The organism is Phycisphaeraceae bacterium, assembly GCA_020639155.1.
Classification (GTDB): Bacteria; Planctomycetota; Phycisphaerae; order Phycisphaerales; family UBA1924; genus JACKHF01.
Genome location: JACKHF010000002.1, coordinates 347807 through 361236, shown reverse-complemented (window position 1 = coordinate 361236; position 13430 = coordinate 347807). Strand labels below are relative to the sequence as shown.

Annotated in this window: 14 protein-coding genes and 1 other RNA gene; 7 read left to right on the top strand and 8 right to left on the bottom strand. The window is 55.5% G+C overall.

The features are described 5' to 3' along the window. Positions 1–68: 68 nt before the first annotated feature. Together H6815_12070 and H6815_12065 are read left to right on the top strand one after the other, a co-directional pair. A complete protein-coding gene (locus H6815_12070; GenBank protein MCB9861176.1) occupies positions 69–3533 on the top strand; it encodes a hypothetical protein in 3465 nt (1154 codons plus the stop codon). Between the two features lie 9 nt (positions 3534–3542). After that, positions 3543–3767: a hypothetical protein gene (locus H6815_12065; protein MCB9861175.1), complete on the top strand. Its 225-nt coding sequence runs from the start codon at positions 3543–3545 to the stop codon at positions 3765–3767. A 232-nt stretch (positions 3768–3999) separates the two neighbouring features. On the opposite strand, the gene H6815_12060 is transcribed toward H6815_12065, so the two are convergent. Continuing rightward, positions 4000–4251: a hypothetical protein gene (locus tag H6815_12060; GenBank protein ID MCB9861174.1), complete on the bottom strand. Its 252-nt coding sequence runs from the start codon at positions 4249–4251 to the stop codon at positions 4000–4002. A 306-nt stretch (positions 4252–4557) separates the two neighbouring features. Between H6815_12060 and efp the strand changes: the two genes are divergently transcribed. Beyond that, positions 4558–5124, top strand: coding sequence for an elongation factor P (efp, locus tag H6815_12055; GenBank protein MCB9861173.1), 567 nt, complete (start codon positions 4558–4560; stop codon positions 5122–5124). A 75-nt stretch (positions 5125–5199) separates the two neighbouring features. Here the strand turns inward: efp and H6815_12050 are convergent, their stop codons facing one another. The 6 genes from H6815_12050 to H6815_12025 form a co-directional block, all read right to left on the bottom strand. Beyond that, positions 5200–5760 (bottom strand): NADH-quinone oxidoreductase subunit C, encoded by a 561-nt coding sequence (locus H6815_12050; protein ID MCB9861172.1) that lies wholly within the window; start codon positions 5758–5760, stop codon positions 5200–5202. A 141-nt stretch (positions 5761–5901) separates the two neighbouring features. Further along, an RNA gene (gene rnpB, locus H6815_12045) (RNase P RNA component class A) lies at positions 5902–6400 on the bottom strand. Positions 6401–6450: 50 nt separating this feature from the next. Next, entirely contained in the window at positions 6451–6978 is a 528-nt protein-coding gene (locus H6815_12040; GenBank protein ID MCB9861171.1) for a PEP-CTERM sorting domain-containing protein, read from the bottom strand. A gap of 107 nt (positions 6979–7085) precedes the next feature. Then, positions 7086–7712, bottom strand: coding sequence for a PEP-CTERM sorting domain-containing protein (locus tag H6815_12035; protein ID MCB9861170.1), 627 nt, complete (start codon positions 7710–7712; stop codon positions 7086–7088). Between the two features lie 8 nt (positions 7713–7720). Further along, positions 7721–8347 (bottom strand): PEP-CTERM sorting domain-containing protein, encoded by a 627-nt coding sequence (locus H6815_12030; GenBank protein ID MCB9861169.1) that lies wholly within the window; start codon positions 8345–8347, stop codon positions 7721–7723. Positions 8348–8355: 8 nt separating this feature from the next. After that, positions 8356–8985: a PEP-CTERM sorting domain-containing protein gene (locus tag H6815_12025; GenBank protein MCB9861168.1), complete on the bottom strand. Its 630-nt coding sequence runs from the start codon at positions 8983–8985 to the stop codon at positions 8356–8358. Between the two features lie 75 nt (positions 8986–9060). Between H6815_12025 and H6815_12020 the strand changes: the two genes are divergently transcribed. Further along, entirely contained in the window at positions 9061–10830 is a 1770-nt protein-coding gene (locus H6815_12020; protein ID MCB9861167.1) for a hypothetical protein, read from the top strand. 98 nt (positions 10831–10928) lie between these two features. Here H6815_12020 and H6815_12015 read toward each other — a convergent pair whose 3' ends face one another. Then, positions 10929–11387: an SRPBCC family protein gene (locus H6815_12015; GenBank protein MCB9861166.1), complete on the bottom strand. Its 459-nt coding sequence runs from the start codon at positions 11385–11387 to the stop codon at positions 10929–10931. A gap of 131 nt (positions 11388–11518) precedes the next feature. Here H6815_12015 and H6815_12010 point away from each other — a divergent pair, with 131 nt between their 5' ends. The 3 genes from H6815_12010 to H6815_12000 all read left to right on the top strand — a co-directional run bounded on the left by H6815_12010 (position 11519) and on the right by H6815_12000 (position 13361). Further along, positions 11519–11902, top strand: coding sequence for an ACT domain-containing protein (locus H6815_12010; protein ID MCB9861165.1), 384 nt, complete (start codon positions 11519–11521; stop codon positions 11900–11902). A gap of 107 nt (positions 11903–12009) precedes the next feature. Next, the gene (locus H6815_12005; GenBank protein MCB9861164.1) at positions 12010–12354 is read left to right on the top strand and encodes a PadR family transcriptional regulator; all 345 of its coding nucleotides are present in this window, start codon (positions 12010–12012) and stop codon (positions 12352–12354) included. A gap of 59 nt (positions 12355–12413) precedes the next feature. Next, a complete protein-coding gene (locus tag H6815_12000; protein ID MCB9861163.1) occupies positions 12414–13361 on the top strand; it encodes a hypothetical protein in 948 nt (315 codons plus the stop codon). The last annotated feature ends 69 nt before the right edge of the window (positions 13362–13430 follow it).

Below are 13430 nucleotides of genomic sequence, written 5' to 3'. Positions count from 1 at the left end.
AATCGATGAGGTACGCTTCCCATCCGACATGTGCCAGCACTGCACAGTGTCCGGTATATGATTGGGGAATGGCACGCAGCACTCCAGCCCAAGCACGAACTTCACGTCAGACAGCACGCATCGGGCTCGCTGCAGCCATCGTCGTAGCAACCGGTGCTGTATGCACGATTGCGTACTTCTATGCCACTTCTGTGACACAACTCCCGCCAGACAATCAGGCCGATGTCATCGATACCGCACCTATACAGATTGGCGAAGCGGGTACCGCAAACTCTGGTGAGTTCCAGATCCTTCTTGTTGATGAACACGATGCAACCAAAGTCACAGGCAAACTCTCCGCACGTTCGATCCAGTCTGAAAATCGCACGCTGTATCGCGTGAAGGGACCGGACGCAGAGTATTACCTTGATGACGGATCAGTGCTGCATATTACGGCTGACGATGGGCTCGTCACCATGCCGTCGCCGGAGCAGCAACCCGAGCAGGGTGAGCTTTCCGGTCATGTGCGAGTGCGTTATTACGCACCTGATGAGTTCGGACATCGTGTCAGCACGAAGTCAAACACGCCGGATATCGAAGTCACCACAGACGCCCCTGTTCGATTTGATAAGCAGCGAGGCGAGGTCTCAACAACCGGCACATTCACGGTTGTGAGTGAGCGAGTCACCGGGTCCGGCATTGGTCTCTCAGTCGCACTCAATCAGATTGAAAAACGTGTCAGCCGCATCGTCATCGAACGTGAAGGAAACTTCCGCGTTCCACTTGCAAGGTCCGAGCCCAAAACGGAACCCGCAACAGTCGCATCTGCTCCACCGACAGCCCCTCAAACACATCAGGCTACACCACGTCCAAACCCGATTTCACCAGACACCCAACAGCAGCCCGAAACAGCAGGCCCGGCGGTTTCAGACGATGTCATCACCGCCTATCGCGTCACGTGCCTCGACGATGTCGTGATTGAGTTGTACTCGGGGGATCGTGCTGCTGCGGTCAAATCAGAGCGCCTTGATGCGTGGTTCAGACTCGTCAATAACGCACTCGCTGAGGACGCGATACGACCGATCGCATTTGATCTAGCGTCGAGGCGAGAGGTTGCTCCAATCATTCAACCCATCGGTCCAGAGCCCATTCAAACACCTCTCGGTTCAGTTGAATCAAGCAGCTATCTCACGAACTCGTACGCTCTCACAAATGTCGTTCCAGCACAGCCTGCTGATGTGCAGCCAGAGTCATCCATCAATCTTCAAGAAGAAACCACAGGTGCGCTACAGATAGTGACCGAGCCAAGTGTTGCTCCACTCTCTGATATTATTGTTGAGGCCGATGATGAGGATCGTGTCACACTCGCGTGGTCCGGACGCATGATCGTGGTTCCAACGTCACTCGATGAAACACAACTCTTCAACGACGATGCCGCACTCCTGCTGTCCAGCCCCCAGTCTGGAGTTGTGACAACAAACGATCTGCACTCAGACTCTGGTGGAATAAGCGGAAACATCGAGTACTTTGCAACACGCCGCAGACTGGTTCTCCATGAAGCAGCGACACCTGAAAATGAAAACGCTCCGGGCACAACCCCGTTTGCTGGTATCTCTCTCGACATGCCTGGATTCGGCACGATCAATGCCGTACAAGCAGTGGTCGATCTCTCAACACAAACAGCGCAGGTCACGGGGCCAGCTAATCTTCTCTTCACGCAGGATGGCGAACAGATCGGGAACGCGAGATTCGATGATGAGTGCCTTGCTGATCTCCTCGTTGATGGCGACACCGTCTATGGCATCCGCGCGTTCACAATGAAGGAACGGGCTGAGCTCAATCACACGCAGGGCGCTTTCCGTGGCGACACTATCGAGGGACAGTTCACACGATCAAATGACGGCGTGTGGACAATCGAGGATATCGCATCGCTTGGAAATGCGATCGCAGTCGATCACGAGGAGGGTTGGCTGGAAGCTGACACCATTGCGGTCCACTTTGATACAAGTGTTGCAACAAAGTCCAATGTCGTTGTGCGAACACTGAAAGCAGAGGGTAATGTGCTCGGCGAGCAGGTGCAGGACGATGTCGCCTTAGCTGCACGCTCGCTCGAAGCGCAGTTTGAACCGGGCCGGTCGCACCGCTCTCCATCACTCGATAACATCAGCGCAACAAAGCCCGAAGAGAAGCTTCGCAGTGTCCTCGTGCGTGCCGATCTGTTTGGGAACGAAGACTCTCCAGCAACATACGATCAAGTCAGCAGGGCTTCCGATCCTGTCCATGCAAGCGCACAACACATCCGATTCGATGCGATCGCACGACGAGCAACACTCGTTTCGGAAACCGGCGAGCCTGCACTTGCTCAAGCAGGTGCATCCAGTATTGTTGGACCACAGGTGCTGCTCGACAGTGTGCAGCGATCGGTATGGGTGTTTGGCCCGGGCTCGTTCTCAGGACAAGCTGAATCGACGAGTGAGAACGGTTCCAGCACTATTGATGCGTCGTGGGCAACCGAGATGCGCTATGACGACCGTGCGGGCAGGCTGCTCGCTGTCGGCAACGTGACAGCACAGTTGCTTGATGATACCGGATTGAGTCTTGACGAGCTTCAGGGACATCGCCTCGAAGCGCAGATCACACCGTTCACTGAGCCAAAGGACAACAACAACTCGTTCAATCCGTCTCAGGTCGCGTCGGTGCAGGAAACACTCGGCTCCCGCCAACTGCAATGGGCAGAAGTTGAAGGCGCGGTGCTGCACATCGATGACGATGCGCGTGCCACCGCAACATCGAAACGATACGAGCTCGTTATGGTTCCCTCTGGCGATGATCCACAGGCACCCATGACACAGGAGAAGCGGCTCGTCAGGCTCGGGTATCTCGAAGCCGACTCATTCCGAGTAGATACCGATCTGCCGAGTAATGCAATCAGTAACTCTACTGAGATTAATGCACAACCCGAAACATCGGACAAACCCACACAGCGTCTGACGGTCCCCGGCGCTGGCAAGATGCTGATGATGGCGCGCGCGTCACTCGCAACAGAATATGATGAGCGTGAGTCAGAAACACCAACGCCATCAGCCCCACTCCCGGATGTGCCCGAGTTCGGCCAGTCGCTCTTCACGTGGACAAAGTCAATGTCGCTGCATCAGGCGGACGCGCGAGCGGAACTTCGTGGCGATGTCACGATGACGCACATTCGAGAGATCGATGGGCAGCAAACCTATATCGAGGCGCAGTACATCAGCGCATCAATGAACAACGATGCCAGCTCAGAGTCTGAAGGTTCAATCCGAACGGCACTTGCGACAGAGGGTGTGTATGTTCGCTCACGCGGCAACGATGGTACACGTGAAGCTCGCGCCGACATCGCCGAGTACGATGCGACAAAGGGGCATGTCGTCCTCAAGGCATCACCGGGACGAACAGTGACCTTGTACGATCCATCCCGCAGCGGCGCGGTTGAGGCTGCGGAGATTTTCTGGGATCTCGTGAAGGACAGAATAGAGATACGCAACGCCTCACCATTTGTTGGCGCTGGCGGGCCTTGAGGATCCACCATGCCAAATCACAAATCAAATCCAGAAAAAGTCTTTGCATTACTCCGGAAAAACAAGTCCAAGCGCCTTTGTGACGATTGTGTTGCCGAACTTGCGGAGATCAAGAACCGTATTGCAGTCAACCCGATCACTTCGGCATTTGGACTTACCAGCGACTTTTTACGTGAAAAAGATGCTTGCTCTCGATGCGGAAAAGTGAAGCTTGTCACACAATCAGCTCACTGATAATCCGCGTTGTCCTTACTTCTTCTTCGCGGCAACTGCGGCCTTGATCTTTGTCTTACGGCGTTCGCGTGACTTGCGGTGCTTGCGTGAGACTGCCTTGGTCTTTGAGTTTGACATTGATGTGGCGCTCCATATGTAAAACGAACTCGACTTGAAAAGAAATGCCCCACACCAGTGCGGGGCATGTATCGTGGCAGAAGATGGTATGCAGGACGGATGTGGATTGTCAGGACTACGACATCACAGCAATGTGGCTTGGATGTGTGACGTTGGTCAATCGATCGCGGTAGGCACGCAACTCGGATGTGTTGAAGTTCGAAAGAAAACTCACGGTCGCACCCGGATTCAGTTCCATGATATCAGCCATCAGCGATTCTGCACCCGGCTGCGGACTCGACGAAAACCACGGTGCAGCCCATCGGCGAACCGCATGTGATGCAGGACGACGAAAACGCTTCATGACACCAAACTTGTTCTGACGCATGTATCCAGTCCCCAGCGCAGCATGTCAGGATGTTGAGTTTCTCACTGAACAACGCCATCCGTGTGCGCGCCCAGCAGTCAAAGATCGTCACCTGCTTCATCGATCAATCACCGCGCTCTCAGTTCCCGAATGAATACCGACCGAGAAGCGACACACGCGCGCGAACACCAGAACGAAACAACCAATTCTGCTCGGTTCATGGTCGGTATGCTGGACCTTTCAGCCTACCATGCCATCATTCCAACAGCAGCCACCCGCGCGTGGTTCCACCATCATCATGACTGAGATCGAAGGAAACAAGAGACAATGAAAGCGATTGATCTGCGCCCGGGAAAAGGCATTCGTGTTGATGGCAAACTGTGCGTTGTGACAGGTGTGGAGCATCGCACACCGGGCAACCTGCGCGCTTTCATCCAGCTCCAGTACAAGGAAGTCCTGACAGGGAAGAACTACGACCGGCGCTTCAATCCTGCTGACGATCTGGAAGTCGCAGAACTCGATCGCAGATCCATGGAGTTTCTCTTTGACAATGGCTCGGGCGGCACATTCATGGACCTCGAAACCTACGACCAGTTCGAGATCGGCACGGACGTGCTTGGCAACGCCATGGACTTCCTCACACCGAATCTGAGCGTCATCATGCTCTGCTCGGAAGGCCAACCGATCTCCATCGAGCTTCCCAGTTCGGTTGAGCTTGAAGTCACGGACACTCCACCAGGCATCAAAGGCGCAACCGCTACCAATCAGCTCAAGGATGCCACACTTGAAACCGGACTGAAGACAAAGGTGCCGCCGTTCATCGTCATTGGCGAGAAGGTGCGCGTCTCGACATCCGACGGCTCATACCAGAGCCGGGCCAAGGGCGATTCCTGATCCCACGATTCCACTGAATCACACAAACCGCACGCCAAACCGTGCGATTTGTTATTGCGTTGAGCTTCTAAGCAGTTATGTTGTCGTGCGATCAATGATCTTGTACATCTCACGTTCCGATCGACCCCGCAACGGATAGTCCTTGCGAAGTGGATGCGCCGGATAGTCCTTCCACAACAAGATGCGTCGCAGATCGGGGTGATTCGCAAAGCGAATCCCGAACATATCGTACACCTCGCGCTCCATCCACTCGGCCCCGGGCCAGAGATCGCACACGGAATCAACCACAAGCGATGGGTCCTCCGCGGTGCCATCGGTTGGCAATGACGGATCAAGGTAGACCTTCACATAGAACCGCTCGGTCATGTCTGTGTTGAGCAGGTTGTAGACAACAGCAAACCGTCCCGGCTGCTTCGCAGGATACTCAAGGTAATCAAGCCCCGCAACATCCGAGAGGAATGTGAACTTCGTCTGCGCATTGTCACGCAGGAATGCACACACCGCGTGCAGATCGCCCGGCTGGACAACCAGCGTGATGTCACCCCGGAACTCCGTCGCGCTCAATGTCGCGTCAGGAAACGCAGTCTTCACTGCCTTGAGTGTGGGTTGGTCTTTCAGGGTGGAAGCGGTTGTCATCGTGCATGCTCCGAGGCGATTCAGGGGCAATGCGGACTATAGCGCACCTTACCTGCAATCGGCATGCATCGACAAGCCACGCTCCTCGCGACGAAAGAAAGGCGGGCGGATGGAGGTCTCCCTACCACCCGCCCATACATGGAGCATGACGCAGCGATACGCCGGGTTCTGTCCGCTGGCTGGTTCACTCGCGCGCTCCGGCGCGATTGCGAGTGCCTGTCCAGCAGCGCGATCATTTCTCTGCGTTGTGACCCATCAAAGACGGATCACAACGCGGGATTGCTCCCTGCGGTCTACCCGCGTCCTTCCGACCGGGCCGGTCGTCACCTTGCGGTGCGGACACTGCATGACCTTGCACGCAACGGGGTTTACCGTGCCCCGACTGTCACCAGCCGGGCGGTGCGCTCTTACCGCACCTTTTCAACCTTACCTGATCCCGCATCGAACAGACTGCGAGCCATCGGCGGTGTGTTTTCTGTGGCACTTTCCCTCGACCAGTGCTCCACTCCGGAGCGTGCTCTAGCCGGGTGACCAAGCGACTCTTTCGAGATGCCGGATCACCGTTGCGCCCTGTCGTGCCCGGACGTTCCTCAACAGAGCCCACCGAGATGGCCCCTGCTGCGATCGCATGCTGCGCCGAGCATACCTGTATCGTATGCATCGGCAGGGTCACTTTGAAAAAAATGTGATCTATCGTCTCCTGCGCGCGAGGCACATCATCCCGGCCAGCATCAGCGCGCCAGACGACGGCGCTGGCACAACCGTGATCGAACCGAAGCCGTGATCGAACCACCCCGCTGCTACAAAGTCATACCCACCAGTTGCATTGTGATCAGTAAATACGCGAAACTCAGATGTGTTCTCCGTGTGGAGATCCACCGTGCGAGGTGTGAAGTCCGTCGCTGTCCATGTCCCCTCCCAGATAGGAAGGGGCATGCCTGGATATGCTCCACAACCGAGTGCATTCACCTGAAAAAACACCGCTTCGTACGCGCTGCCATTCATGATAGTGCCACCCGTGGTGTTAACACATCCCCACGTTCCGTGCGGATATGGGCCGATCGGCGCTGGTATAAACAGATTGCTGAACTCGCCTGTTTCGTCCGAACTGATCAGATCGAACTTCGCGTATTCGAGTGCATACCACGTCTCCGGGAACACACCGGACACACGCACCGTTACCGATGGGTTTGTCGGCGACACCACGCCACCAATCACATCAATTGCAAATGTTGCATGTGGTTGCGCGCAGACAAGAGAAGCCGATACGCATGTGGCGAACAAAGGAAGGAAAAGTTTGTGTGCCCTGCATCGCATCGTCTGATCTATCGTCTCCTGCGCGCGATGCACATCATCCCGGCCAGCATCAGTGCGCCAGACGACGGCGCGGGCACAACCGTGATAGAACCAAACCCGTGCTCGAATAAGCCCATGGCAACCATATCTAGACCTGCAGATGCGTTATGATCTCCATACACAAGGAACTCGGGTGTGTTGTCCGTGTGAAGATCGATCATGCGCGGCGTGAAATCTGTCGCCGTCCATGTTGCCTCCCAGATGGGAAGCGGAGTACCCGGATATGCAAAGCATCCGAGCGAGTTGATGTGTTTGTACCAGGCTCCGTATACAGACCCGCTTGAGAAAGAACCACCTTCGGTGATCAAGCACCCGTAGCTGCCATGCGGCAAGGGGCCGATTGGGGCAGGGATGATCGCATCTGAAAAGACACCCTGTACATCTGAACTGATCAGATCGAACTTTGCCAAATCAAGTGAAAAATATGTTTCTGGAAACACGGCGGACACACGCACCGTTACCGATGGGTTTGTCGGCGACACATCGCCACCAATTACATCAATTGCAAATGTTGCATGTGGCTGCGCGCAGACAAGAGAAGCCGATACGCATGTGGCGAACAAAGGAAGGAAAAGTTTGTTTGCTCTGCATCGCATCGGCTGATCTATCGTCTCCTGCGCGCGATGCACATCATCCCGGCCAGCATCAGCGCGCCAGACGACGGCGCGGGCACAACCGTGATCGAACCAAACCCGTGCTCAAACAGTCCCATTGTAACAAAGTTAAACCCAGCAGTAGCGCCACTATCTCCAAACACACGGAACTCTTGTGTGTTCTCCGTGTGGAGATCCACCGTTCGCGGTGTGAAGTCCGTCGCTGTCCATGTCCCCTCCCAGATAGGAAGGGGCGTGCCTGGATATGCTCCACAACCGAGTGCATTCACCTGAAAAAACACCGCTTCGTACGCGCTGCCATTCATGATAGTGCCACCCGTGGTGTTAACACATCCCCACGTTCCGTGCGGATATGGGCCGATCGGCGCTGGTATAAACAGATTGCTGAACTCGCCTGTTTCGTCCGAACTGATCAGATCGAACTTCGCGTATTCGAGCGCATACCACGTGTCCGGGAACACACCGGACACACGCACCGTCACCGATGGGTTTGATGGCGACACCACGCCACCAATCACATCAATTGCAAATGTTCCATGTGGCTGCGCGCAGACAGCACAGCACATCGCGTACGTTGCGAACAAAGGAAAGAACAGTTGGTGTGCTCTGCATCGCATCGGCTGATCTATCGTCTCCTGCGAGCGATGCACATCATCCCGGCCAGCATCAGCGCGCCAGACGACGGCGCAGGCACGACCGTGATCGAACCAAACCCGTGATCGAACCATCCCGCGGCTACAAAGTCATATCCGAATGTGGCTGTGCTATCAACAAGCACACGAAACTCTTGTGTGTTGTCCGTGTGCAGAGTGACCGTGCGCGGTGTGAAGTCCGTCGCCGTCCACGTTCCCTCCCAAATGGGAAGGGGCGTGCCAGTATGTGCCACGCAACCAACCGCATTCAACTGGAAAAAACCCGCTTCAATAATGCTGCCACTAACAATTGCGCCAGCCAAGGTATTGACACATCCCCACGTTCCGTGCGGATATGGGCCGATCGGCGCTGGTATAAACAGATTGCTGAACTCGCCTGTTTCGTCCGAACTGATCAGATCGAATTCTGCGTACCCGAGCGCATACCACGTCTCCGGGAACACACCGGACACACGCACCGTCACTGATGGGTTTGATGGCGACACAACGCCACCAATCACATCAATTGCAAATGTTGCATGTGGCTGCGCGCTGGCAAGAGAGGCAAACACGAACATCGCAGACACTGCGGAATACAACTTATCAACATTTTGCAGTTTCATGGCATCCTCCGCGTCCGATACCGGATATAACCAGTGTACCACATCATGGTCGTGGTGCCACCAAAGGAAGAAAAAATGAACAGGAACCTCAGAAATATATCGTCGCTCGTGTTCGCGATCGGGACGTTCCCAGCCTCCGCCCAGTTGTGCAGCCCAGCTTCCACGCTCGCCGTCCATCTTGAAGAGGTGGCGAACTACCCAAACTACCCGATTTCAGACACTGAAATTGCCGTTGGAGATTCTCGCGTGCTCACATGCACAAACTCGTGGCTGTACCTGCACGACAAAGCAGCAAATCAGATCGGCACCCAATGCCGTCTCGGCGATTACAACAGCCCGGGAACACCGTACTTCTTTCCTGAAACAACAGTTTCTCCAACGGTAACATTCCTTATAGGTGATCCGGTGGTGTACTACGATTACGAGGATGATCGGTTCTGGGTTGTTGCCATCGAATGGGGTTTGTTTCAGACCCAACTGGTCGTTTCTCGGGTGCAGATCGGAGTGTCGACGGACGCAACCCCGTCGAACTGGGATGCCATCAACGGACCGAACGGTGTCTCCACCGGTGACTGGTACAAGTACGATTTTACAGCGTGGGATCTCAATATTCAGCCATCGCCATTGCATGGGCTTGGACACAATCAGAACATTACTGTGGACGACGATACGCTGTACATCGCTTTTATGGACGACGAAGGCACAACGGATCGGAGCACGACATTGTGCATGATCGACAAGGACAAGCTGCAGACGGGCACGGTGTCCGTCGTCACCGGCACAACCAATATTGTGAGCTCCGAGCTCTCGTTCCTGCAACTGAAAGACAACGTGCAGTCGTGGGGCACGGAGTCAACGTACGGTCACGTTGTGGCGGTCGAGTACGACGCGTGGAACAACTCCCATCCCATCTACACAATCGCTACGGAAAAGAAGCCCAACTATGCGCCGGGGCCAATAGGTATTCAACATTATCAGGACACACTGATTCTCGGCGCGATCACAAAGTCCGGCACGCCGGGAAGCTACACATTCTCATATGTCAGCACACCGATCACCGGGGGCAACCTGCCTGACTGGTGGGACACGGATGCAATAGCAGCATCACCCGTACCGGGGCCAATGATTTTGATTGCGAGCAAGTTCAATCACGCAACCTACCGCCCCGATGCCAGTGTGGGCGGACGATTGTGGGCAACACACCACGTCAGACCTGTTGCTGGTCCGTCTGACCCATCGCCACTCGACAAGAACATCGTGCGCTGGTACGAGATCCACACCAACGGCTGGCCGATGACACCCAGTGCCACCCCCACGCTTGCGCAGGTCGGTGAGATCTGGCCGCAGGACGACGAGGCGTTCGATCCTTCCATCGCGGTCAGCTCGAACGGCACCGTCGGTCTTGTGTGGACGCAGAGCGGCGCGAGCACGTACCCGCAGTTCTGGATGGGCGCACATCTGCCCACCGATTCCGCCGGTGTGCTCTCGATCACGCAGATGAAGCAGCAGAACCCGTACGTCCGCCCAACTACTCAAAAGGCAGACTATTCCGGCATTGACCCCGACCCGACCAACGCGTGCGTGTTCTGGGGCCACAGCCCGCTGGCGACACTTGTTTCACCAGACATTTTCTGGCAGAGTTATCTTGCGCAGCTCTGCGTGAACGGAGCAGATTGCGACGGCTATGCCGACACGGACAGCGACTCGTATCTGACATCCATCGATCCCGCAATCTTTGCGTCCATGCACTCGTCGCACGATCCGCGGGCAGACTGCAATCGCGATGGTGTGTTCGATGCGCTGGATTATCTCTGCTACGACCAGGCGTACGCCAATCAACAGTGATACGCGAAAAGTCATCGATACAGAGATCGTCTCACCAAACCAAGAAACGAACACATTGCATCGGCGCCTCGCGCGACCGATGCTTTTCTTTGTACGTCTTAATCTTGCATCTTCCCCTCACACACATCGCGCAGCGCATCAAGATCTTCTTGCATGCACTTTTTCATCATGCCTTTCATCAGCACGCTGAAGATCGGGCCCATGATCTTCGCGCCGATCGACTGGTACGTGCAGTTGAACGTCCACTGGACTTTGGTGCCGTCGCCTTCGGGTGTGAACTCGAAGAGCGTCTCGTAGATCGAGCCATGGGACTCTGCCCTTACGGTGTAGCTGTTCGGCGGGTTGAACCCCGTGACCCACATCTCCTCGGTCGCTTCCTTCTTGAACATCAGTCGCGTCTCGCGCCAGCGCGTGCCCTCGCCGAAGGGACCTTTGGTGAGCATCTCCATCTTCGTGATCGCGGGGATTCGGTCTGCAGCCTTTTCAAGATCGGTAAACACAGCGAAGACCTGTTCGAGTGGTGCCTTGACGTGCGTGCTCATGACAAAGGTTGGCATAGAGATAACTCCTTATGTGAAAGAAGGAAATGATTGTTGGTATAACTTTCTTCTGTATTCTATAGGATCTGGAAACGAAAGAGCACGCTCTGTCCGAACCATGCCCAGCGAGCGGATACTGTGTGCCCAGCATGACTATCTCACTCCCAACTCATGTAACAGCTGGCCTCTTCGGCATGACAAAGCTCAATGCTGCTGACCCATTGCCCGAGGTGATTCAGAACGCTTCGCCGTGCTTTGTTGCGCGCACTGCTGACGAACTCTCGATCATCGCGTCGCTGGAGATCATTGAATCCATCGGCAAAAGTGTGGGCCGGTTCCGCCTGATCTCTGTTGCGATGACGTTCGGAACAACTGAGACCGGCATCCTGTCCAGCTTGGTCGTTCCGCTTGCTGACGCGGGCATCTGGATCCTGTCGCTGGGCACGCACGATACCGACTACATCCTGCTGCGAGACGACCAGTTCGATGCTGCCATTGCTGCACTCAAAGATGCTGGGCACCAGATCACCTGATGGTGCGTAATCGCGAGCGTTTCTTCGAAAAAGGCTTGACATACTGTGCGACACATAGTACTATGTGCCGCACAGTAGTGTCGTGCTCTCAGTGGTTATCCCAAGCAATGGCCAAACAATCCCAGCCATCAGAAACTGCAACGCTGGATCCAGAGCTGCGCCGCGGCCTGCTGGTGCTGGCGGTGCTTTCAATGCTGAGGACTGCCCAGTATGGCTATTCACTCCGGCAGGCACTCGGTCATGCTGGGCTTGCCATCGAAGAGGGCACGCTCTACCCGCTCCTGCGACGACTCGAGTCGCAGGGTCTTCTTGAGAGCGAGTGGCGCGATCAGGATGGTCCACGCCGAAGGTATTACACGCTCAGCCAGCAGGGCGTTCAGCATTACGCATCGATGATTGACAGCTGGAACGAACTATCTGCCACGGTCAACCACCTGATCGAGAAGCAGTAGCACGCAAACAAACTCATACAAAGAACATTCGCCATACAACGACTCAAAGAACACACACCATGCACACCAGCACCATCATCGAATCGTACATCGACGATACCGTCCGACTTGTGCCGCGGCGCATGCGTGCCGATGTAGCATGCGAGTTGCGGTCACTGCTGCACGAGGAGCTCAATGCACGTATGGAGCAGAGTGTACCAGAAAATGCTCCAGCGAGTGATAATGAGGCAGCACGCACAGAGGCCGCGCTTGCCCTCGTGCGCAGTTATGGCGAACCCGCCACAGTCGCAGCCCGATACCACACGCCAATGACGATCATCGACCCTGCCGACACGACGAGTTTTCTACGGGCAGCGATCGTCGGTGCTGTTTCGCTCGTGCTGCTCGCGGGCGCATGCTCGCAGTTTGCTTCGCCATCAGTCAAGCCAGATGACATCGTAAAGATCGGTACACTCTCGTGGCTCGGCACACTTGTCGTGTGGTATGGTGTCAAGGGCGCGATGCGCAGGCGATGGCCCGAACGCACAAAGTGGAAGCCGCGCGATCGAGATCGTGTACATCGACTTGGCAATATTGCAATCGTTCCGTTTGCAGTCGTGGGCATCGTTGCGTACATCGCGCCAGTGTGGACAGCAAATCTGTTCAACCGCATGACAGGCGCGAAGATCGATGCGCCTTCACTTGCCTACACGGATGAGTTTCAGCAGCAGCGACTTCCCATCTTCATCGGCCTGCTCATTGCGTTGCTTGCGATGCTCCTGTTTGTAACCTGGAGAGGCAGGCAAAGCAGAGTGACAAGGCGCATCGACCTTGGTCTGAACTTTGTGCTCGCGTGCGTTGTGCTCTCCTTTGCGGTTGCTGGCGGAGTTATGAGGGCACCACACGCTGACGCGATTGCGCAGCAGGTGCTCACACTCATCGGTGTGATCTATCTGCCATGTATCGGAGCGATAGCCTTATCCGAGATCGGACGATTGAAAGGCACACACCAGAGCACTCTATCCTGAACAGATGTGGACCTGAGGCAACAAGTTTGGGGCGGATCTTTCCGAAATGAGCCCAGTAGTGTGCTTGCA